This is a genomic window from Tepidimonas aquatica (assembly GCF_007556585.1).
Lineage (GTDB): Bacteria > Pseudomonadota > Gammaproteobacteria > Burkholderiales > Burkholderiaceae_C > Tepidimonas > Tepidimonas aquatica.
Genome location: NZ_VJNA01000038.1, coordinates 1 through 20,784, shown reverse-complemented (window position 1 = coordinate 20,784; position 20,784 = coordinate 1). Strand labels below are relative to the sequence as shown.

18 protein-coding genes, 4 pseudogenes and 1 other annotated feature are annotated in these 20,784 nt (G+C 61.4%); of the genes and pseudogenes, 18 read left to right on the top strand and 4 right to left on the bottom strand.

Annotation, left to right across the window (positions count from 1 at the left end; all coding sequences use genetic code 11):
• Positions 1 to 206: 206 nt before the first annotated feature.
• The 10 genes and pseudogenes from Taqua_RS11785 to Taqua_RS11740 all read left to right on the top strand — a co-directional run.
• A pseudogene (locus Taqua_RS11785) lies at positions 207 to 1,175 on the top strand (IS481 family transposase); the annotation flags it as partial.
• A 166-nt stretch (positions 1,176 to 1,341) separates the two neighbouring features.
• Complete coding sequence (locus Taqua_RS11780) at positions 1,342 to 2,205, top strand: FAD binding domain-containing protein (protein ID WP_144326815.1); 864 nt, start codon at positions 1,342 to 1,344, stop codon at positions 2,203 to 2,205.
• 22 nt (positions 2,206 to 2,227) lie between these two features.
• On the top strand, positions 2,228 to 2,719 hold the full coding sequence (locus Taqua_RS11775; RefSeq protein ID WP_144326814.1) for a (2Fe-2S)-binding protein: 492 nt from the start codon (positions 2,228 to 2,230) through the stop codon (positions 2,717 to 2,719).
• Positions 2,720 to 2,741: 22 nt separating this feature from the next.
• Complete coding sequence (locus Taqua_RS11770; protein WP_144326813.1) at positions 2,742 to 5,147, top strand: aerobic carbon-monoxide dehydrogenase large subunit; 2,406 nt, start codon at positions 2,742 to 2,744, stop codon at positions 5,145 to 5,147.
• Between the two features lie 76 nt (positions 5,148 to 5,223).
• A complete protein-coding gene (locus Taqua_RS11765; protein ID WP_144326812.1) occupies positions 5,224 to 5,832 on the top strand; it encodes an SRPBCC family protein in 609 nt (202 codons plus the stop codon).
• Between the two features lie 13 nt (positions 5,833 to 5,845).
• Positions 5,846 to 6,772, top strand: a complete 927-nt coding sequence (locus Taqua_RS11760; protein ID WP_144326811.1) for an AAA family ATPase — start codon at positions 5,846 to 5,848, stop codon at positions 6,770 to 6,772.
• Positions 6,769 to 7,941: a VWA domain-containing protein gene (locus tag Taqua_RS11755; RefSeq protein WP_144326810.1), complete on the top strand. Its 1,173-nt coding sequence runs from the start codon at positions 6,769 to 6,771 to the stop codon at positions 7,939 to 7,941. The genes Taqua_RS11760 and Taqua_RS11755 overlap by 4 nt, the downstream gene beginning before the upstream one ends.
• 315 nt (positions 7,942 to 8,256) lie before the next feature.
• Positions 8,257 to 8,880 (top strand): nucleotidyltransferase family protein, encoded by a 624-nt coding sequence (locus Taqua_RS11750; protein ID WP_246094709.1) that lies wholly within the window; start codon positions 8,257 to 8,259, stop codon positions 8,878 to 8,880.
• Positions 8,877 to 9,581, top strand: coding sequence for a putative 2OG-Fe(II) oxygenase (locus Taqua_RS11745; protein WP_144326808.1), 705 nt, complete (start codon positions 8,877 to 8,879; stop codon positions 9,579 to 9,581). Before Taqua_RS11750 ends, Taqua_RS11745 begins: the two co-directional genes overlap by 4 nt.
• Positions 9,582 to 9,607: 26 nt before the next feature.
• A complete protein-coding gene (locus Taqua_RS11740; RefSeq protein ID WP_144326807.1) occupies positions 9,608 to 10,615 on the top strand; it encodes an XdhC family protein in 1,008 nt (335 codons plus the stop codon).
• Between the two features lie 24 nt (positions 10,616 to 10,639).
• On the opposite strand, the gene Taqua_RS13590 is transcribed toward Taqua_RS11740, so the two are convergent.
• The 4 genes and pseudogenes from Taqua_RS13590 to Taqua_RS11725 all read right to left on the bottom strand — a co-directional run.
• Complete coding sequence (locus Taqua_RS13590) at positions 10,640 to 10,936, bottom strand: helix-turn-helix domain-containing protein (protein ID WP_246094708.1); 297 nt, start codon at positions 10,934 to 10,936, stop codon at positions 10,640 to 10,642.
• A 22-nt stretch (positions 10,937 to 10,958) separates the two neighbouring features.
• The gene (locus tag Taqua_RS13585) at positions 10,959 to 11,099 is read right to left on the bottom strand and encodes a hypothetical protein (RefSeq protein ID WP_246094707.1); all 141 of its coding nucleotides are present in this window, start codon (positions 11,097 to 11,099) and stop codon (positions 10,959 to 10,961) included.
• A 113-nt stretch (positions 11,100 to 11,212) separates the two neighbouring features.
• Positions 11,213 to 11,751 (bottom strand): annotated as a pseudogene (locus tag Taqua_RS11730) (ATP-binding protein).
• A 66-nt stretch (positions 11,752 to 11,817) separates the two neighbouring features.
• Positions 11,818 to 12,201: pseudogene (locus Taqua_RS11725) on the bottom strand (Mu transposase domain-containing protein); the annotation flags it as partial.
• A 78-nt stretch (positions 12,202 to 12,279) separates the two neighbouring features.
• On the opposite strand from Taqua_RS11725, the pseudogene Taqua_RS11720 reads away from it, so the two are divergent.
• The 8 genes and pseudogenes from Taqua_RS11720 to Taqua_RS11685 all read left to right on the top strand — a co-directional run bounded on the left by Taqua_RS11720 (position 12,280) and on the right by Taqua_RS11685 (position 20,554).
• Positions 12,280 to 13,506: pseudogene (locus Taqua_RS11720) on the top strand (IS3 family transposase).
• Positions 12,558 to 12,673 (top strand) — a sequence feature (AL1L pseudoknot). It overlaps the preceding pseudogene by 116 nt.
• 425 nt (positions 13,507 to 13,931) lie before the next feature.
• Complete coding sequence (gene urtA, locus Taqua_RS11715; protein WP_144326806.1) at positions 13,932 to 15,116, top strand: urea ABC transporter substrate-binding protein; 1,185 nt, start codon at positions 13,932 to 13,934, stop codon at positions 15,114 to 15,116.
• Positions 15,117 to 15,184: 68 nt separating this feature from the next.
• A complete protein-coding gene (urtB, locus tag Taqua_RS11710) occupies positions 15,185 to 16,087 on the top strand; it encodes an urea ABC transporter permease subunit UrtB (RefSeq protein WP_144326805.1) in 903 nt (300 codons plus the stop codon).
• Positions 16,088 to 16,089: 2 nt separating this feature from the next.
• On the top strand, positions 16,090 to 17,139 hold the full coding sequence (urtC, locus tag Taqua_RS11705; RefSeq protein WP_144326804.1) for an urea ABC transporter permease subunit UrtC: 1,050 nt from the start codon (positions 16,090 to 16,092) through the stop codon (positions 17,137 to 17,139).
• A gap of 44 nt (positions 17,140 to 17,183) precedes the next feature.
• Positions 17,184 to 17,936 carry an urea ABC transporter ATP-binding protein UrtD gene (urtD, locus tag Taqua_RS11700; RefSeq protein ID WP_144326816.1) on the top strand — a complete coding sequence of 251 codons (753 nt, stop codon included), beginning with the start codon at positions 17,184 to 17,186 and terminating at the stop codon, positions 17,934 to 17,936.
• An 11-nt stretch (positions 17,937 to 17,947) separates the two neighbouring features.
• A complete protein-coding gene (gene urtE, locus Taqua_RS11695; protein ID WP_144326803.1) occupies positions 17,948 to 18,637 on the top strand; it encodes an urea ABC transporter ATP-binding subunit UrtE in 690 nt (229 codons plus the stop codon).
• Between the two features lie 24 nt (positions 18,638 to 18,661).
• Positions 18,662 to 19,699 carry an aliphatic amidase gene (locus tag Taqua_RS11690; RefSeq protein WP_144326802.1) on the top strand — a complete coding sequence of 346 codons (1,038 nt, stop codon included), beginning with the start codon at positions 18,662 to 18,664 and terminating at the stop codon, positions 19,697 to 19,699.
• A 48-nt stretch (positions 19,700 to 19,747) separates the two neighbouring features.
• Positions 19,748 to 20,554 carry a CbbQ/NirQ/NorQ/GpvN family protein gene (locus Taqua_RS11685; protein WP_144326801.1) on the top strand — a complete coding sequence of 269 codons (807 nt, stop codon included), beginning with the start codon at positions 19,748 to 19,750 and terminating at the stop codon, positions 20,552 to 20,554.
• Positions 20,555 to 20,784: the final 230 nt, after the last annotated feature.

The window sequence follows — 20,784 nt, the reverse complement described above, 5'->3', positions numbered from 1 at the left end:
TCATTGCGGCCGTGCGCCTCATCGGCCGGTGGCTCGCCCAGCGGCGGCCAACCGAGACCAGTGGCGCCAACCCTGCCCAGCTGCGGCTAAGGGCGGCGTGAAAATGAATTTTTCAGGGACGACTACTTACTGGCAGGCAGTGTGCTGCAGCAGCAGCTGCGTGAGGTCGTAGCGGGGCGTGGGGCGTGATCCAGGGGACGACAGCCGTGATGACGCGACTGCACAAGTTGGCACGCACCACGCCAGCGATCCGTGCCGAAATCCACGCCAGCAACGAGTCTTGCACCGTGCTGGCCAAGCGCTACGGCATCAGTCCGATGACAGTGTTGAAGTGGAAGCGGCGCACCGACTTCGAGGGCCGCCCGCACACGGCGCATCGGCTGCCAACGACGCTGACACGCGCTCAGGAAGCGATAGCCGTGCGCTTGCGCAAGACGCTGCTGTTGTCGCTGGATGACTTGCTCTCTGTCATGCGCGAGTTCGTCAACCCGGACGTGTCGCGATCGGGGCTGGATCGGTGTCTTCGCCGCCACGGGGTGGGCAACCTCAGGCAGCTGCTGCCTGCAGCGCCCAAAAGCGCGCACAAGCCCTTCAAGGCCTACGAGCCGGGTTTTGTGCACATCGATGTCAAGTACCTGCCGCAGATGGCCGATGGGACCCAGCACCGCTACCTCTTTGTGGCCATCGAGCGCGCCACGCGCTGGGTGTTTGTGCAGCTGCACAACAAGCGCAAAAGCGCCGGTGCCGCCAAGCGCTTCCTGGCTGACCTCATCAAGGCCAGCCCGATCAAGATCCACACGATCCTGACCGACAACGGCAAGGCGTTCACCGACCGCTTCATCACCACCGGCGAGCGCACGCCCACCGGGCAGCACGCCTTCGATGCGCTGTGCGCGGCACTTCACATCGAGCACCGGCTCACCCCACCCAGACGACCGCAGACCAATGGCATGGACGAGCGCTTCAACGGCCGCATCGAAGAGGTGCTGCGCAGCCACCACTTTGTGAGCGGCCAGGACTTGGAGCAAACCCTGTTGCGTTACGTCGCCCTGTACAACCATCATCTGCCCCAGGCTGCTCTCAAAGGTCAAACACCGCTGCAGGCCATGAAGGACTGGCACCGACAAAGGCCTGCCCTGTTCCACAAGAAACCTTATGATCGTCCGGGATATGACAGCCATGCCTATGCGAGCCGATCAATTCGTGCGCCGCAGCTGCCGTTCATGCGCGTCTGCGCGTCGTTGATTGAATCACTCACGCACGCCCGGCCCGCGCCGGTAAATTGCACGTGCTGCTTCCACCCTGCCCGCACAGGCAGGACAACAAGCGAGAGGAGACGCCATGATTCCACCTGCCTTTGCCTACCACGCACCGCGTACCCTGCCTGACGCGATCAGGCTGCTGAGCGAACTGGGCGACGACGCCAAGCTGCTTGCTGGCGGTCACAGTCTGCTACCCATGATGAAGTTGCGCTTCGCCCAGCCTGCCGCGCTCATCGACATCAACCGCATCCCGGAATTGCGCGGGATACGGGAAGAAGCCGGCATGATCCGCATCGGGGCGATGACCACCGAGAACGAGCTGATCGCCTCTGAGCTGCTCAAGGAAAAAGTGCCGCTGCTGCCCGAAGCGGCGCAACTGATCGCAGACCCCCAGGTCCGCAATCGCGGCACCATCGGCGGCGACATTGCCCACGGCGACCCTGGCAACGATCACCCCGCCATCTCCATGGCGCTGGAAGCCGTTTTCGTACTGCAGGGCCCGCAAGGCGAACGCAAGGTCAAGGCGACCGAATTCTTCCATGACACCTACATGACGGCGCTGGCGGAAAACGAGATCCTGACCGCCATTCTCGTTCCCCCCATGGCCGCGGGCACCGGATACGCCTACACCAAGCTCAAGCGCAAGACCGGCGACTGGGCCACGGCAGGCGCTGCCGTGATCCTGAACATGAGCGCTGGCAAAGTGACACAAGCGCGCATCGCGCTGACCAATGTCGCCCCCACTGCCTTGCGCGCCAGCGCCGCCGAGCAGGCGTTGATCGGCCGCCCGATCGATGCGGCCAGCCTCAACGACGTGGCTACGGCAGTGCGGGCCATTTGCGATCCAGCCGAGGATCTGCGCGGGGACGCCGAATACAAGACCGCCATGGCCGCCGAGATGGTCAAGCGCGCCATCCAGAAAGCAGCTGCACGCTGCCATTGAATCAACAGAGGAGACAGTCGCCATGAGCAAACACATCGTCTCGATGACAGTCAATGGCCGCAAGGTCGAAGAAGCCGTGGAAGCGCGCACCTTGCTGGTGCATTTCCTGCGCGAAAAACTCAATCTGACCGGCACCCATATTGGTTGTGACACCAGTCATTGTGGTGCGTGCACGGTCGACGTCGACGGCAAGTCGATCAAGAGCTGCACCCATCTGGCGGTGCAATGCGACGGCAGTGACATCAAAACCGTGGAAGGGCTGGCCCAAGGTGCGACCTTGCATGCGGTGCAGCAGGCCTTCTATCAGGAACATGGCCTGCAGTGTGGCTTTTGCACCCCGGGCATGCTGATGCGCGCCTATCGCTTGCTGCAAGACAACCCCAATCCGACCGAAGACGAGGTACGTGCCGGCATGGCCGGCAACCTGTGCCGCTGCACCGGCTATCAAAACATCGTCAAGGCCGTCTTGACTGCAGCCCGCATGCTGCAACAACCCCAACAAATGGCCGCCTGAGCGCCACCCAGAGGAGACTCCGATGAATGCACCACTGAGTGATCGCGAAAAAGCCCTGATGGGCATGGGCGAACCGCGCTTGCGCAAGGAAGATGCCCGATTCATTCAAGGCAAGGGCAATTATGTGGACGACATCAAGCTGCCGGGCATGGTTCACATGGACATCGTGCGCTCACCGCTGGCCCATGCCCGCATCAAGCGCATCAACAAGGAGGCCGCCCTTCAAGTGCCCGGGGTGCTGGCCGTGCTCACGGCCGAGGACCTCAAGCCACTGAAGCTGCACTGGATGCCGACGCTGGCAGGCGATGTGGCCGCCGTGCTGGCTGATGGAAAGGTGCACTTCCAGATGCAGGAAGTGGCGGTCGTGATCGCCGAAGACCGCTACGCCGCAGCCGATGGCGTCGAAGCTGTGGAAGTGGAGTACGAGGAATTGCCGGCTGTCGTGGATCCGTTCGAGGCGCTCAAACCCGATGCGCCCGTGGTGCGCGAGGACCTGGCCGGCAAAACCGAAGGAGCGCATGGCAAGCGCTACCATCACAACCACATCTTTACCTGGGAAGCAGGCGACAAGGCTGCCACCGACGCAGTTTTTGCCCAAGCGCCGGTGACCGTCAAACAGGAGATGCATTACCCGCGGGTACACCCCTGCCCGCTGGAAACCTGCGGTTCGGTTGCATCATTCGATTCAGTCCGTGGCGAGCTGACCGTGTGGATCACGCACCAGGCACCCCATGTCGTGCGCACGGTGGTATCGATGCTGTCCGGGCTGCCCGAATCCAAGGTTCGCATCATCTCGCCCGACATTGGAGGCGGCTTTGGCAACAAGGTGGGGATCTATCCCGGCTATGTCTGCTCGATCGTGGCCTCGATCGTGCTGGGGCGACCCGTCAAATGGGTAGAAGACCGCATCGAGCACCTGTCTTCCACCGCCTTTGCACGCGACTATCACATGACGGGTGAGCTGGCCGCCACCGCCGACGGCAAGATCCTGGCGCTGCGTGCCAATGTGGTGGCCGACCACGGCGCCTTCGACGCCTGCGCCGACCCGAGCAAATTCCCAGCCGGCCTGTTTCACATCTGCACGGGCAGCTACGACATACCTACTGCTTACTGCCGGGTCGATGGGGTCTATACCAACAAGGCCCCCGGCGGCGTTGCCTATCGCTGCTCGTTCCGCGTCACCGAAGCCGTGTATCTGATCGAGCGCATGGTGGATGTCCTGGCGCAGAAGCTCAACATCGACAAAGCCGAGATTCGAGCCAAAAATTTCATTCGTAAGGAACAGTTTCCCTACCGCAGTGCATTCGGATTCGAATACGACTCGGGTGACTATCACACCGCTCTCCAAAAAGTACTCGAAGCCGTCGATTACAAAGGCTTGCGCGAAGAGCAGGCACGCAAGCGTGCCGATCCGAACTGCCCGACCCTGATGGGCATCGGCCTGGTCACCTTCACCGAAGTGGTCGGTGCCGGCCCTACGAAGGTGTGCGACATCCTGGGTGTCGGCATGTTCGACTCCTGCGAAATCCGCGTCCATCCGACCGGCAGCGCGATTGCCCGTATGGGAACGATCACGCAAGGCCAGGGCCATCAGACCACCTATGCGCAAATCATCGCCACCGAACTGGGGATACCCAGCGACTTGATCCAGGTGGAAGAGGGCGACACCGCCACCGCCCCGTACGGCTTGGGCACGTACGGCTCGCGCTCGACACCGGTGGCCGGAGCCGCCATTGCCATGGCGGCGCGCAAGATCCACGCCAAGGCCAGAAAGATCGCCGCACACCTGCTGGAGGTCAGCGAAGCCGATCTCGAATGGGAGATCGACCGCTTCAAGGTCAAAGGCCGCGATGACAAGTTCAAAACCATGAAAGACATTGCCTGGGCGGCCTACCACCAGCCGCCTGCAGGTCTGGAGCCGGGGCTGGAAGCCGTGCACTATTACGACCCGCCGAATTTCACTTATCCCTTCGGCGTCTATCTGTGCGTGGTGGACATCGACAAAGGCACGGGTGAGACCAAGATCCGCCGCTTCTATGCGCTGGACGACTGCGGCACCCGCATCAACCCGATGATCATCGAAGGTCAGATCCACGGTGGACTGACGGAGGGCTTTGCCGTGGCCATGGGGCAGCTGCTGTCCTTCGACAAGCAGGGCAACATCCAGGGCAACTCCTTCATGGACTACTTCATCCCGACGGCGGTGGAAACCCCGAAATGGGAAACCGACTACACCGTAACCCCTTCGCCCCATCACCCCATCGGCGCCAAAGGCGTGGCTGAATCGCCCCACGTGGGCAGCATCCCAACCTTCACCAACGCCATCGTCGATGCCTTTGCCCATCTCGGCGTAACGCACATCAACATGCCCCATACGGCTTGGCGGGTGTGGCAAGAGCTCAAAAAGAACGGGGTAGCCACCAGCTGACCCCCACCGGCCGCGCAGGCGTCTCGCGCCTGCGCGACTTCGACTTCTACATCCTACAACATCCGAGTACATATTCATGGAAGTCGTCATCGACAAGCAATATCCCGTGGCCGCCGGCCTTGATGCCGCCTGGGCCGTGTTATCCAACATCAACGAGCTGGCCACCTGCATGCCCGGTGCATCGATCACCGAGCAGCTGGACGAGCGCCACTACAAAGGCCAGGTCCGCGTTAAGGTGGGTCCGGCCGTGGCCGCTTTTGCCGGCAGCATCGAAGTGCTGCATCTTGATGCCGCTCGCCGCAGCCTCAAGATGGTGGGCAAAGGGGCAGACAAGGCGGGTTCTTCTGCCTCCATGGAATTGGAAGCCGTGCTTTTGCCCGCCGAAGGCGGCCGCTGCACACTGCAAGGCCAGGCTCGGGTGATCGTCAGCGGCAAATTTGCGCAGTTCGGCGGCCGCATGATGACCTCGGTCTCCGACATGATCCTGTCCCAGTTCGCCGAAACCTTTTCGCAAAAAGCACAGGCCCTGCAGGGCACGGCTTCAGTCGCCGACACGTCTGGCGCGCAGGCCAGCCCCGCCACCACAGCTGCGCCCGCTGCCGCCAAAGAACTGAACGCGCTCGGCCTGCTTTGGGCCATGGTCAGAAACTTCTTTGCCGGCTTGTTCGGCAAGAAAAAGGCCTGATACAGCCAAGCCGATGAATTCCTCTGCACATCCGACAACCCAACAGCTGCGCGAACAGCTGGCCCAGGCCGGTTATCTCGCAGACGAAGACCTGGCCAGCTTGGTTTGGATGGGCTTGCAACTGGAACGCCCGCTGCTGCTCGAAGGCGAAGCAGGGGTTGGCAAAACAGCGCTGGCTGCCGCCTGCGCCCGCGCGCTGGGACGGCAGCTGCTGCGCCTGCAGTGCTACGAGGGGCTGGATCTGAATCAAGCCGTCTATGAGTGGAACTACAGCCGCCAGTTGCTTGAAATCCGACTGACCGAAGCCGGTCAGGGTGACAAATCGAAACTGCGCGAACATCTGTTCAGTGAGGAGTACCTGCTGCAGCGCCCCTTGCTGCAAGCCATCCGATCGCCGCATGCCTGCGTGCTGCTGATTGATGAGATCGATCGAGCCGATGAGGCCTTTGAAGCCTTTTTGCTGGAAGTGCTGTCCGAATTCCAGATTACCGTGCCTGAAATCGGAACGCTGCAGGCACGCAGCAAGCCGCTGGTGGTACTGACCAGCAATGGCACGCGCGACCTCTCCGATGCGCTGCGCCGTCGCTGCCTCTTCCATTACCTGGACTTCCCCACCCTGGCGCGCGAAATGGCCATCGTACGCAAACTGGTTCCCGAAGCCAGCCAGCGGCTGGTGGAAGAAGCCGTGGCATTCGTGCAGCGCTTGCGCAAACAAGATCTGGACAAAACCCCGGGCGTGGCCGAGACCCTGGACTGGGTACGGGTGTTGTTCAAACTGGGCCTGCAAGAACTCCCGCCCGACCCGCAGCAGCTCGTGCCCACGCTGGCTGCATTGCTCAAAACCCGTCAAGATTCCTGGCACATGACAGCCGAACGGATCATGAACCTGGTCGGAAAACCCCCGCTGGCGCACGACGCCGACGTCATGAGTGGCCGATGAAAGCCCACGATCCACGCCTACAGCTGACCGCGTTCGCCCATTACCTGCGCGAGCATGGGTATGCACTGGGTTACGCCGAAGTGGAACTAATGACGCGCATAGCCGCTGCCCTGCCGCTGGACCAATGGCCCCGCCTGCAAGGGCTCTGGCGTGCGATAGCCTGCGGCAACCAGCGGCAATGGCAGCAGTACCCCGAACTGCACCAAGCCTTTTGGTTTGCCCACCGGCTGCGCGGCAGCGTCCGCAGCACCGGCTTGCCGCGCAAAGGCCGCTCCCTGCCCGAGGTGGTGCAGCAGCTCCATGCACAACTGCAACAAACTCACTCAGAGCCGCGCGCCAGTATCTCAGAACCGCCCATGCTGGGCTTGTATGACGACCAAAACAGCCCGCTTGGTGAATCGGGTACCGACCGCCAACGGGCGCAAGGAGGAGCCAGCCGGCTAGCAGTGATGCATCAGCAGGACGTCAGCGCATGGTGGCCAGATCAGATCGATCGTCTCGAGCCGCTGCTCGAACAGATGCAGCGCAGGCTGCGCAAGCAGTTGCAGCGTCGCCTCCAGCAGGAAGCTGCTCGCGGCCTGCTCCAGCTGCGCCGCAGCCTGCGCGCCGCGCTGTCATGCGGCGGTGAACTGGCGCAGCTGCGCTATGCACAGCGCCTGCGCCGCCCTCCACGGGTGACCGTAGCCGTGGATGTGAGCCGCTCGATGGAAACCCATACCCACTTCTTTCTACGCCTGGCTCGAGCCTTTGCCGATGTCATGGATGCGCGGACTTTCGTTTTCCATACCCATGTCTCAGAGGTCACTGCCCTGATGAAACGGCGCAGCCCACGCCTGCACGCACGTATCCAGGCCATGCCCCTGGGCTTGGGCGGCGGCACCCGCATCGCCTCCAGTCTGCACGCTTTGCTGCACGAACACCTAGGGCAGGCCCTCAGACGCGGCGATCTGCTGCTGGTGCTCAGTGACGGCTACGACACGGACGAACCGCACAGGCTGGCCGAAGTTCTGAGCCAGGCCCGCGGCCGCGGTGCACGAATCGGCTGGTTGCACCCTACCGCGACCGTGCCGCAGTCAGCAGCCATTGAGCAGGCGGCGCCCCAGATAACGCGGTTTTTACCGATACACAACTTGTCCAGCCTGACGCGCCTGCCCGAACTGCTGGACTGAAAAACGATTCAACCTAAATCCGGCAGTTGACAGCGCTCTGTTTGCGTAAATGCTTGTGAATCAACACGTTTATATGCTCCATCGGTTCGCCTTGTGGGTGAGTCGCTGCGCACCCCATCGCACCGCCTTGGGCCGCGCGGGCGGCGTTGCACGTCCTCGCCGGGGAGCCCGCCCCGCCTGCGGTTTGCGCCTTGCCCCCACTGCTCACGACGGCGCGCTCGGGCACACCCAACTGCTGGATTGAGGTTCAACGGGATCATGGGCTGCATCTTGAAACAGGGGGGAGGACTCTACTCGCGACTGCGTCTTGGCGCCGTGCTGCTGGCCGCCGGCGAAGGCCGGCGCATGGGCGGGGTAGCCAAGCCGCTGATCCGCCTGCAGGGCGTGCCGCTGATCAGACGCCACTTGATCGCGCTCAGCGGCGCAGGAGTGGATGAGGTGGTCGTCGTCACGGGTCATGCCCATGCCGCTGTGCAAAACCAAGTACAGGAGTTCCCTGTTACCGTGATTCACAACCCGGCCTACCGGCAGGGTCAACAAACCTCGGTACGTGCCGGCCTGGCGGCGCTCAATCCAGCCCTGGATGCGGTGCTGGTGGTGCTGGTTGACCAGCCGCTGATCGGCGCGCAGGATCTGACGGAACTCATTGCCGCATATAAAAAAGGGGGACGTCGCGACAGTCCCCAGGTCCTTTTACCCATCGTCAACGGCCAGCGTGGCAACCCCATCGTGCTCAACCAGCTGGCGTTGGCCTCGATTTTGAACAGCGAAGCCAACCTGGCCTGCCGCCATTTCGTGGAAAGCCATCCTGAACTGGTCCAGCTGTACAAAACGGATAACACGCGGTTTATAACCGACCTGGACACCCTTGATGACGTGCAAGCCCTGACCCGCCGCATGGGCTGGTCCATCGAGTTACCCGAACCACTTGCGCCATGAACCATCTAGCCGCCCAAGCCAACAACTGTCTGCAGCGGCTGTGGCCTGTTCCCCTGGCCGTGCACCGTTTCGAGCGCGCCCAGCAAGTCAACCCTTTGCTGGCGCGGGTATTTGCCGCCATGCGCGCCACGGATGCGGGCAACGCCACCGGGCCTTTTTACGCGAGCTCCGACGATTTGCTACAGCGAGTTGAGCTACCGGAATTCCAGGAACTGGTGCATTTCATCGTGCGCGCTTTGCAAACGACGGCCCAGCAAGCCAATGCCGGCCTGTGGCCTGCCGGTCGGCATCAGCTGCAACTCGAGATCGTGGGCATGTGGTTCCAAATCCAGAACGCAGCGGCGTTTCATGACATCCATACCCACGGCAACTGCTCCTGGTCAGGCGTTTATTACGTGCAGATCGACCCCCTTGCGACGCGGGCCCGGCATCCGGCGTTGGGGCGCCTCAATGGGGCCACACGCTTTTACAGCCCGCTGTTCCCCCTGCTTGGCGGAGCCCACATCGACCTGGGCAATGCGTTTTTGCAGCAGGCCACCTGGGATGTCACGCCGCAGGAAGGCGAGCTGATCCTGTTCCCCTCGTTTCTGCCGCACAAGGCGCTGCCCTATACCGGTGAGCGTGACCGCATCATCGTCTCATTCAACGCCCAGATTCATGCGCCCGAGGGTGACCGGCTGCAGGCCTACGCCCCTCTTTGATTGCCTCATCTCGATGGGAGTTCATCATGGAAAGCCTTGATCTGCGCGTCCTCGAGGACGCACTGCAATGGGCACGTGCGGGCCACCGCGTCGAGCTGGCCACCGTCGTGCAGACCTGGGGCAGCGCCCCACGCCCACCGGGAGCCTTGCTGGCCATCCGCGAAGATGGCCAGCTCAGTGGTTCGGTCTCGGGCGGCTGCGTCGAAGACGACCTGATTGCACGCGCCAAGGCAGGCTGGAACGCACCTTCGACGGCCCCCGCGAGCCCCAGGCTGGTGGTGTATGGCGTCGATCAGGAAGAAGCCGCGCGGTTTGGCCTGCCCTGTGGTGGCACCCTGCGCTTGGTGCTCGAACCTGTGTCAGATACCGGATGGATCGAACACGTGTTGCAACGCACGGCTGCGCATCGCCTGGTCGCGCGTACCCTCGATCTGCGCAGCGGCCGCGTGAGCTGTCGCGATGCCGTGCGCGGTGAAAGCCTGGTTTTCGATGGCACCACGCTGACGACCGTATTTGGCCCCAAGTGGCGCTTGCTGCTCATTGGCGCAGGCCAGCTGTCCCAGGCCGTGGCACAGATCGCGACCATGATGGATTTCGAGGTCCTGATCTGCGATCCACGAGAAGAATACGTCTGTGTCGGCGATCTCCCTGGCGTGCAGCGCTTGGCGGGCATGCCCGATGACGTGGTGCGCGAGTTGATCCCAGATGCCCATACAGCGATCGTCGCGCTCACCCACGACCCCAAGCTCGACGATATGGCGCTGCTGGAAGCGCTCAAGTCTGCGGCATTTTATGTCGGGGCCCTGGGCTCGCGGCGCAACCAGGCTGCACGCAAGGAGCGACTCGCCGAGCACTTCGGCCTCAGCGCCGATGAACTGTCGCGCCTGCATGGCCCGGTCGGTCTGGCAATAGGTGCGCGCACGCCGGCCGAAATCGCGGTCTCGATCCTGGCTGAGATCGTGCAGGTCAAAAACGCCGCTGTTCTGCGCGCACACGCCGAGCCGGCGCAGTCCAGTTGCCTGACCTCTTCCTGAGCCTGTGCGGCGGTATTTCGCCGTTCAGGCCGCCGCCTGCATCAAGCGTTGCGGCTCGCGCAGGTGATACACGCGGCCCTGCTTGCCCAGGGGCTTGGGCACCGCTTCCTTGACCAGGCGGCTGACTTCGTGGCTGACGGTCTCCAATTTCAAGTCCAGCATCGCGCCCATGTCCTCGCGCGAAAACAGCGTGACGGCGCGCCCGTCCGATGGGTGGGGCATTTTCAGGATGAAGTTGGAGACGCGCTGGCACGCGGTGCCGAAGTTGAGCTCGGCCAGCCAGTCGTCGGCATCCTTGAGGGCCTGCTGCCATTTCTGCATCAGCCGCTTGTGCAGCCGCGGACTATTCGAACCCCAGGGTATGGATCACCTCCAGCGGAATGCGGCACACCGTCACTTCGGTCAGCGCCACCGCGTCGCAGTCGTAAGTCCCCGCGCCCAGTGTGCGCATTCCACTGATGGCGGACAGTGATTCCATTGCCATCGCGGACAGCGTTCCAAACGATAGCGGACACGCTGCGCGGGTGTCCTGAGTGACGCTCAAATCGTAGCCGAAGTGTCCGCCATCAGCGTGGAATGGCACTCGGTGCGACCGGCTCAGGCGGCCTTGGCGAGCTTGCGCATTGACTCGCCCTTGAGGGCTATCTTGTGCGAGCCGTGCACGATGCGGTCCAGGATGGCGTCGGCCAGCGTCGGCTCGTCCAGCCAGGCGTGCCACGCCGTCACCGGCAACTGGCTGGTGATGAGCGTCGAGCGCGTGCCCACCCGGTCGTCCAAGAGTTCGAGCAAATCGTTGCGCTCGTGCGCGGCAATCGGCGCGATGCCGAAGTCGTCTAGGATGAGCAGGTCCAGCCGGGCCAGTTGCGCCAGGCGCTTGCCAAAGCTGCCGTCGCCATGGGCCACGTGAAGTTCTTCCAGGAGTCGGGGAGCCCTGGTGTAGAGGACGGAGAACCCCAGGCGTGCCGCCTGCTGCCCCAGCGCACACGCCAGTCCACCTCGCGCTGCACCAGCAGCGCCAGGCGCTGTTCAAAGGGCAGTTCGCTGGCTGCGATGTGGGTGGCCGCGTCACTCAGAGCGGCCACCATGCCGTCCAGGCGCAGGGCGCGCAGTTGGTTGAGGGTCTGTCCGTTGAGCATCGGGTGTTCCTTCGGTCTTGGCACTGTCTCAGTGGTAGTAGCCCGGCCCGCGCACGTTCGCGAGCGAATCGACTGCGCCCGCGCACAGGCCGCCTCCAGCCGCTCGGCCCCGTACTGCCGCCCCAGACGCATCAGTCCCAGACAGGCGCGGTAGCCCTGTTCGGGGTGGGCGCGGTGCTCCATCTGCCAGCGCACCACGGCGGCGGTGGCCGAGCCGATGCGCTCGCCCCAGGCGATGAGCTTGGCTGGCGTCCACTGCAGGTGTGCCCGGTGCGAGGCCGGCATGTGCTCAGCAGCCGTGGTGTGCGCGCCTTTGCGCCCATTGAGCGCGTGGGCGGCCACCCGCTTGTGGCCGTGCAGGACTTCCACGGTGGTGGCGGTGATGCGCAACTCCACCACCTCGCCCACCAGGGCGTGGGGCACCGAGTAGTAGTGGCCGTCGAGCTCGACAAAGGCGCTGGCACGGTTGCCCGGGTGAACCGCCCCGGGAATTGAGGAGGCTCCTTCGTTTGAGAAGATGGAGCCATCATGAGAAAGTCCCCGAAGTTTTCCCCGGAGGTCGTCGAGCGTGCGGTGCGCATGGTGTTCGAGGCCAAGGACCAGTACCCGTCGCAGTGGGCAGCCATCGAGTCCATCGCAGGCAAGATCGGCTGCACTGCCGAGACGCTGCGTCGCTGGGTGCGCCAGGCCGAGCGTGACCAGGGCCTGCGCGAAGGCCCGACGACGGCCGAGCAGCAGCGCGTCAAGGAGCTCGAGCGCGAGGTGCGCGAGCTGCGCCGGGCCAACGAGATCCTGAAGCTGGCCAGCGCGTTTTTCGCCCTTGCCGGATCGACCGCCGCCTCAAGTCGTGAGCGAGTTCGTCGAGCAGCACCGCGAGCGCTTCGGGGTCGAGCCGATCTGCAAGGCGTTGCAGGTCGCCCCGGCGGCGGTACGCAAGCGGCTGGCCCGACGGCGTGACCCCGCGCTGCGATCGGCGCGCGAGCGACGCGACGCCGAGCTCGTGCGCGAGATCGAGCGCGTCTGGCGCGCCAACCTACAGGTCTACGGCGCGGACAAGGTCTGGAAGCAGCTGCAGCGCGAGGGCATCACGGTGGCGCGCTGCACCGTCGAGCGGCTAATGCGAGCCAACGGCTGGTGCGGCGTCGTGCGCGGCAAGGTCGTGCGCACGACCTTGCCGGATGCGAAGGCGCCGTGCCCGCTGGACCGGGTCAACCGCCAGTTCAAGGCCGAGCGGCCGAACCAGCTGTGGGTGAGCGACTTCACCTACGTGCCGACGTGGCAGGGCTTCTTGTACGTGGCCTTCGTCGTCGACGTCTACGCGCGGTTCATCGTCGGCTGGCGCGTCAGCGGTTCGATGCACACCGACTTGCGTAGCTCGACGCGCTGGAGCAGGCGCTGTACGCACGTCGGCCCGAGCGCGACGACGCTCTCGTGCATCACTCGGACCGCGGCTCGCAATACGTGTCCATCCGGTACACCGAGCGGCTTGCCGAAGCCGGCATCGAGCCGTCGGTCGGCTCGCGCGGCGACAGCTACGACAACGCGCTGGCCGAGACGATCAACGGCCTGTACAAAACCGAGCTGATTCACCGGCATGGGCCGTGGAAGACGCGCGAGGCCGTCGAGCTGGCCACCCTCGAGTGGGTCGCGTGGTTCAACCACCACCGGTTGCTCAAGCCCATCGGCTACATCCCGCCGGCCGAGGCCGAGGCAAACTACTGGCGGCAACTCGCCAGTCAGGCCATGCCGGCCTGACTCACAGCAACCGGCCTCCTCGAAAGCCGGGGCGGTTCACCCGCGACCGAAGCTTTCGGGATGTCCAGCTTTGCATCGCGCGAATAGCACACGAAAACCTGCTTGTCAAGCTAGTACATCTCCTATGGCGTCATCATTGACAAACGATGATGATTTGCTCTGACAAGAAGTTGTCATACATTCATCGACGCCGACTGCCAGTGCTGCCAGTTAGGTGTTGGGCAAAAGAGCCCGAACCGGTTTGAACCGGTTCGGGCTCTTTTTGTTCATTTCGCTCTCATGGGTCTCGGACAGGCTACTACCTGCATCCGCTTGCGGAGCCCTGAGCGTGTCTTGTGCGACGGTGTGAATGTGACTGACTTCATGTCGGCCACCTCGAGGTGGCAGGTTCTCAATCCGTACTACCACCACAAGGAGACATGGCTATGAGTGAGATGAATCGTCGAGATATCGTGAAGACCGGAGGGTCAATGCTGATTCTGGGCGCTGCTGGGGGCTTGCCCTCAATCGCATCAGCGCAAGCAACTGTGAAACTGGGTCTGCTGCATTCCCTGTCGGGAACGATTGCGATTGCCGAGGCGTCCTTGGTCGATGCCGAGAAGATGGCTATCGACGAAATCAACGCTTCCGGCGGCGTGTTGGGCCGCAAGATTGAGGTTGTGGTGGAGGACGGGGCCAGCGATAACGCCGTGTTTGCCGAGAAGGCTCGCAAACTGCTCGAGCGTGACAAAGTAGCCGCCATCATTGGTTGCTATACCTCTGCCTCGCGCAAGGCCGTCCTGCCTGCCCTCGGTCGAGCAAACGGGCTGCTCTACTACCCGACCTACTACGAGGGCCTAGAGCAAGACAAGCACGTCATCTACACGTCTCAAGAGGCTACGCAGTCCGTGATTGCAGCCGTCGAGTGGATGGCCAGAGAAAAGGGCAAGAGCTTTTTCCTGGTGGGGTCTGACTACATCTATCCACGCACTTGCAACAAGATTGCGAAGCCGACCATCGCCAAGGCTGGCGGCAAGGTCCTTGGGGAAGAATACGCCCCCCTGGGCCACACCGAGTTCTCGTCCATCATCAACAAAATCAAGGCGGCAAAGCCGGACTGCATCTACAGCACCGTGGTTGGTGGGTCCAACGTCGCCTTCTACAAGCAACTGCGGGCTGCAGGACTCGACGGCTACAAGCAAACGCTGCTTTCGACCGTGGTGTCCGAGAACGAAGTGGAAGGCATCGGCAAAGACAATGCCGCAGGCTACTACGCCTGCATGGGGTATTTCCAAAGCATTCAATCACCAGCGAATGAAAAGTTCGTGAAGGCCTTCAAGGCCAAATATGGCCAGGACCGTGTCATCGGTGACCCGATGCAAGTGGCCTACAACAGCGTGTACCTCTGGAAGATGGCCGTAGAGAAAGCCAAGTCTTTCGATGTTGACAAAGTCATTGCCGCTTCCGGCGGTCTTGAACTTGAGGCCCCCGAAGGCACGGTGCGTGTCCACGCAACGAACCACCATGTGTGGAAGAAAGTGCGAGTGGGTCGCGCACGCGCCGACGGCCAGTTCGACATCGTGTGGGAATCGCCGTCCCTGATTGAGCCCAACCCGTTCCCCAAGATTTGAAGTCTCGGAACAGGAGGCCGACCGGTCCCCGAGGGGCCGGTCGATTTCAACAAATCAGGAGTCGGTCAATGGGATTTGACATTGCTGTGATGCAGGCCTTCAACGGCGTGAGCCTCTTTAGCATCCTGCTGCTGATGGCCATCGGTCTTGCCATCGTGTTCGGCCTGATGGGCGTCATCAACATGGCCCATGGCGAACTGATGGCTCTGGGGGCCTACATGACCTACCTCGCAGCTCGCGGCTTCGAGCACTGGGCTCCCGAGTGGATGGGCGTCTACTTGTTTGTTGCCATTCCGTTCGCATTCTGCGTGACGTTCGCTTTTGGCTATCTTCTTGAACGCGGATTCATCCGCTTCTTCTACAACCGTCCACTGGATACGTTGCTGGCTACGTGGGGGCTGAGCCTCATCCTGCAGCAAACTTACCGCTCCATCTTCGGTGCGCAGGAGGTCAGCGTTCCGTTGCCAGTTTGGCTCGCGGGTGCATGGGTGCCGACCGAGGGTATCCAACTGCCCATCAACCGAATGTTCATTGTCGGCCTTACCGTGGCCGTGGCCGTTGGCGTGTACATGCTGCTCTATCGCACTCGCTGGGGCATGAAAGTGCGTGCTGTAACCCAGAACAGGGCAATAGCAGGTGCGGTTGGCATTGACACGAACCGTGTCGACGCACTCACCTTCGCACTTGGGTCTGGCCTTGCAGGCATAGCAGGCTGCGTATTCACCATGATTGGTTCGACCAACCCGGGCACCGGTCAACTCTACATCGTCGACTCCTTCATCGTGGTCGTTTTTGGTGGTGTACAGAGTCTCGTTGGAACAGCACTGTCAGCACTGTCCATTGCACAGGGTCAGACATGGCTGGAGTTCCTCATGAGCGGCTCTATGGCCAAGGCCACCATTCTGTTGCTGGTGATTCTGGTTCTGTACTTCCGTCCAAACGGCCTGTTTGCCGTGCGTTCCAGGAGCTGAGCATGTCCTCCCAAAAACATCGAATTGACTTCGCCAGCGCCATTGCACTGGTTGCCTTGCTAGCCATAGCGCTGCCACTGCTGCTTGACCCGTTTCGTCTGAATCTCATTGGCAAGTACCTGGCACTGGCCTTCGTGGCCATCGGCATCGTGCTTACCTGGGGCTATGGCGGAATACTTAGTCTGGGTCAGGGCGTGTTCTTTGGCGTGGGCGGCTACCTGATGGCCATGTTCCTGAAGTTGGAAGCCTCCGCTCCAGAACTGCCTGATTTCATGGTCTGGAGCAGTGTGGAGACGCTGCCCCTTTGGTGGACGCCATTTCGCTCATTAGGCTGGACGCTACTGGGCATCTTGGTGCTGCCAGCAGTCATCGCCTACCTGTTCTCCTACGCCATCTTCCGTCGTCGGGTCAGCGGGGTGTACTTCGCAATCGTGACGCTGTCCCTGGCGCTCACCCTCACCGTGGTTGTGGTGGGACAGCAAGGGTACACTGGTGGTGCCAACGGCATTACCGGCTTTCGCACCTTGTTGGGCAAGGACATCTTGAGCGATGAGTCGTTGCGCACCCTTTACTTCGTTGAAGTTGCTGTCCTTTCAGTCGCCATGTTCCTCTCATTGGCCCTGGTTCGGACGCGATTCGGCAAAGTTCTGATTGCCATCCGAGACCGGGAGGACCGGGTGCGCTTTAGTGGCTATGACACCGCGCACATGAAGGCTTTTGTGTTCGCCTGCGGTGCTGTGCTGGCCTCCGTGGGCGGGGCGTTCTTTACCTTGCAGGTTGGACTCATCTCACCCAGCGTAATCGGCGTGGTTGCCTCGGTTGAGATGGTCATCTACGCCGCTGTTGGTGGTCGTTTGTCGATTCCCGGTGCCGTGGTCGGTGCGCTGCTCATCGGCTTTCTCAAGTCGTATCTGTCGGAGACTTTTCCCGAAGTCTGGTTGTACTTCCTTGGCACCGTATTCATTCTGGTGGTGTGGGCCATGCCCAACGGCCTGGCCGGCTTGAAAGACCAGTGGATGTCGGTCCGTCGTAGCCCTAGGAGTGCGGGATGAACACCCAGTTTGCCCTACCTGTTCCTCCCAACATGTTGTCTTCTATGACCTCCACAAGAATCCGAGACAAAGTGCTACAGGTCGAGAACCTGACCGTGTCATTCGACGGCTTCAAGGCTGTCAACGACCTCAGCCTGAGCGTCGAACGCAACGAGTTGCGCGTCATTATTGGCCCCAACGGCGCTGGCAAGACAACGCTGCTGGACATTATTTGCGGCAAGACAAGGCCCACCTCAGGCAGTGTGCTGTTTGAAGGTCGAGACCTTACTCGCATGGACGAGCACCAAATCGTGCGCGCTGGCGTCGGACGCAAGTTCCAGACGCCCTCGGTTTATGAAGACCTGACCGTCTTCGAGAATCTGGAGATTTCGCTGCCACGCATGCACGGACTGTTCCAGTCCCTGATGTTTAGGCGCAGCGCGGCCATAGTGCAACGCATTCAGGCCATGGCCGAGGAAATCTTCCTGACCGAGCGACTCGGTCACCGTGCTGGCCAGCTCAGCCATGGACAGAAGCAGTGGTTGGAAATTGGCATGCTGCTGATGCAGGAACCCACACTGCTCTTGCTTGATGAGCCAGTGGCGGGGATGAGTCCCAAAGAGCGCGAACAGACAGGAGACCTGCTGAGCAGGATAGCCAAAGGCCGTTCCGTCGTGGTCATTGAGCACGACATGGACTTTGTCAAACGTATCGCTCACCGGGTCACGGTCCTGCATCAAGGCAAATTGCTCAGCGAGGGAAGCGCCGAACAGGTGCAGGCTGACCCACGCGTCATCGATGTCTATCTCGGTCACTGAGGAAGCACTTTATGTTGGACGTTTCACAGTTGAACACGTACTACGGTGAATCTCACGTGATTCGCGATATTTCATTCCAGGTGAATCCGCGCGAGTCGGTGGCCATCATGGGGCGTAACGGAATGGGCAAGACAACCTTGCTCAAGTCTCTGATTGGCTTGTTGCCGACTCGCTCTGGAGACATTCAACTTGACGGTCACCCACTCACCGGGCTGCCAAGTCATCGCCGCGTACAACATGGTTTGGCCTTTGTTCCTCAGGGTCGGATGGTATTTCCGTTCCTGACGGTGGAACAGAACATCCTCTCCGGCGCTGAGCACTCGGGGCATCGCAAGGTACCCGATTACATCCACCACTTCTTCCCTGTCCTCAAAGAGATGAAGCATCGCAAGGCGGGCAACCTCTCGGGTGGGCAACAGCAAATGCTGGCCATTGCACGGGCCCTGATTTCCGAACCTAAGGTGTTGATTCTTGATGAACCCACCGAGGGAATTCAGCCTTCCATCATCAAAGAACTGGCCCAGACCCTCAATGTGCTCCGCCAGGAACGCGGCTTTGCCATCGTGTTTTCGGAGCAAGTTCTCAGTTTTGCCCTCGACTTGGCTGACCGATTCCTGGTCATCGAGCGTGGGCGCATCGTGCACGAAGAACCTCGTGCCATCCTGAATCAGGAAAAGGTCAAGGCCTTCCTGACTGTTTGACGTAACCCCCCCAAGGAGACCCTCATGCGACATGGTGACATTTCCAGCAGCAATGACTGCGTCGGCGTAGCCGTCGTTAACTACAAGATGCCCAGACTTCATACCAAGGCGGAGGTACTGGCGAACGCCCGCAAGATTGGCGACATGATTGTGGGTATGAAGAAGGGGCTGCCCGGTATGGACCTCGTGATATTTCCCGAGTACTCCACACACGGAATCATGTACGACTCCAAGGAGATGTACGAGACCGCCTCCACCATCCCAGGCGAAGAGACCGAAATCTTCGCTGACGCCTGTCGCCGCGCCAATGTCTGGGGCGTCTTCTCGCTCACCGGCGAGCGTCATGAGGAACACCCCAACAAGGCCCCGTACAACACGCTCATCCTGATGAACAACAAAGGTGAGATTGTTCAGAAGTACCGGAAAATCATGCCTTGGGTGCCCATCGAGGGTTGGTACCCGGGCGACTGCACCTACGTGAGCGAAGGTCCCAAGGGGATGAAGGTCAGTCTCATCATCTGCGATGACGGCAACTACCCCGAAATCTGGCGTGATTGCGCCATGCGCGGAGCAGAGCTCATTGTTCGATGCCAAGGCTACATGTACCCGGCCAAGGAGCAACAAATCATGGTGGCCAAGACGATGGCTTTCATGAACAACTGCTATGTGGCGGTAGCCAACGCGACGGGCTTTGACGGCGTCTACTCCTATTTCGGTCACTCGGCCTTGATTGGCTTTGACGGCCGCACATTGGGCGAGTGCGGGGAAGAGGAAATGGGTATCCAGTACGCTGAGTTGTCCAAGAGCCTCATCCGGGACTTTCGCAAGAACGGTCAATCGCAGAACCACCTGTTCAAGCTTGTACACCGCGGATACACGGGCCTCATCAACTCTGGCGATGGCGACAAAGGCGTTGCCGCCTGTCCTTACAACTTCTACGTCAACTGGGTAAACGACCCGGAAGCGACGCGAGAGATGGTCGAGTCGTTCACGCGTACGACGGTTGGAACTGCCGAATGCCCGATGGACGGCATCCCGAACGAAGAGACCAAGCACCGCTGAGCTTGCTTCTTTAAACGCGTCTTGCTTCGCACCCAAGGACCCCTTTTCATGCAGTCACCTCTGAACGACTATCTCATCAAGACTGAGCCTTTCTATCAGCCCTCAGGGCTGGAAATCGAGTGCTATGAGAGGGCGTATCGGCATCGGATGCCGCTGATGCTTAAGGGGCCCACGGGTTGCGGCAAGACGCGGTTTGTCGAATACATGGCCTGGAAGCTCCAGCGACCGCTGGTGACCGTGGCCTGCAACGAGGACATGACCGCCTCGGACCTGGTTGGCCGCTACTTGTTGGACGCGCACGGGACCGCGTGGCACGATGGGCCACTGACCCTAGCCGTGCGCTATGGGGGCATTTGTTATCTGGACGAAGTGGTTGAGGCGCGCCAGGACACCACTGTCGTCATACATCCGCTCACCGACGCGCGTCGAATCCTGCCATTGGACAAGAAGGGGGAGGTCATCCATGCCCACCCGGACTTCCAACTGGTGGTATCGTATAACCCCGGCTACCAGAGCAGTGCAAAGGACATGAAGGCGTCTACGCGTCAGCGCTTCGCAGCCATAGAGTTTGACTACCCCGATGCCGACACGGAAGTTGCCATTGTGGCGAGAGAAGCTGGTATCGACGTGGAGCTGGCGAGGCAGTTGGTGACCATCGCGCAGTGCACCAGGGCACTCAAACAGCGAGGTCTGGACGAGGGCGCTTCCACACGCGTTCTCATTTACGCAGGTACGTTGGTGCGCGATGGGCTCACACCCACGCAGAGCTGCGAGATGACGCTGGTGCAAGCTCTGACAGACGACCCGGATATGGCTCAAACCCTGCGAAACTTTGTTCAGGCGCAGTTCGGATGAAGGTGGACCATCTCCAAGGCCTGGGCAACCAGGACGTTGACCTGATAGATGGGCTTCTGCCTTCGCTCTCATGGCTGGGCTCTGGTCTCCTGGGGAGTCCAATCGACGTCCCCCCGGTTTTGAGTAGCGCCGCGATCTGGAGTCCAATCCCCAACGACAAGGAGATTGGACGTGAAGAAGCGTTTTACCGAAGAGCAGATCATCGGCTTCCTGCGTGAGGCGGAGGCCGG

Bases quoted from the DNA above. Each gene is read 5' to 3' on its own strand.
- Taqua_RS11780 (WP_144326815.1), top strand. From the start codon at position 1,342: ATGATTCCACCTGCCTTTGCCTACCACGCACCGCGTACCCTGCCTGAC.
- Taqua_RS11775 (WP_144326814.1), top strand. From the start codon at position 2,228: ATGAGCAAACACATCGTCTCGATGACAGTCAATGGCCGCAAGGTCGAA.
- Taqua_RS11770 (WP_144326813.1), top strand. From the start codon at position 2,742: ATGAATGCACCACTGAGTGATCGCGAAAAAGCCCTGATGGGCATGGGC.
- Taqua_RS11765 (WP_144326812.1), top strand. From the start codon at position 5,224: ATGGAAGTCGTCATCGACAAGCAATATCCCGTGGCCGCCGGCCTTGAT.
- Taqua_RS11760 (WP_144326811.1), top strand. From the start codon at position 5,846: ATGAATTCCTCTGCACATCCGACAACCCAACAGCTGCGCGAACAGCTG.
- Taqua_RS11755 (WP_144326810.1), top strand. From the start codon at position 6,769: ATGAAAGCCCACGATCCACGCCTACAGCTGACCGCGTTCGCCCATTAC.
- Taqua_RS11745 (WP_144326808.1), top strand. From the start codon at position 8,877: ATGAACCATCTAGCCGCCCAAGCCAACAACTGTCTGCAGCGGCTGTGG.
- Taqua_RS11740 (WP_144326807.1), top strand. From the start codon at position 9,608: ATGGAAAGCCTTGATCTGCGCGTCCTCGAGGACGCACTGCAATGGGCA.
- Taqua_RS13590 (WP_246094708.1), bottom strand. From the start codon at position 10,936: ATGCAGAAATGGCAGCAGGCCCTCAAGGATGCCGACGACTGGCTGGCC.
- Taqua_RS13585 (WP_246094707.1), bottom strand. From the start codon at position 11,099: ATGGCAATGGAATCACTGTCCGCCATCAGTGGAATGCGCACACTGGGC.
- urtA (WP_144326806.1), top strand. From the start codon at position 13,932: ATGAGTGAGATGAATCGTCGAGATATCGTGAAGACCGGAGGGTCAATG.
- urtB (WP_144326805.1), top strand. From the start codon at position 15,185: ATGGGATTTGACATTGCTGTGATGCAGGCCTTCAACGGCGTGAGCCTC.
- urtC (WP_144326804.1), top strand. From the start codon at position 16,090: ATGTCCTCCCAAAAACATCGAATTGACTTCGCCAGCGCCATTGCACTG.
- urtD (WP_144326816.1), top strand. From the start codon at position 17,184: ATGACCTCCACAAGAATCCGAGACAAAGTGCTACAGGTCGAGAACCTG.
- urtE (WP_144326803.1), top strand. From the start codon at position 17,948: ATGTTGGACGTTTCACAGTTGAACACGTACTACGGTGAATCTCACGTG.
- Taqua_RS11690 (WP_144326802.1), top strand. From the start codon at position 18,662: ATGCGACATGGTGACATTTCCAGCAGCAATGACTGCGTCGGCGTAGCC.
- Taqua_RS11685 (WP_144326801.1), top strand. From the start codon at position 19,748: ATGCAGTCACCTCTGAACGACTATCTCATCAAGACTGAGCCTTTCTAT.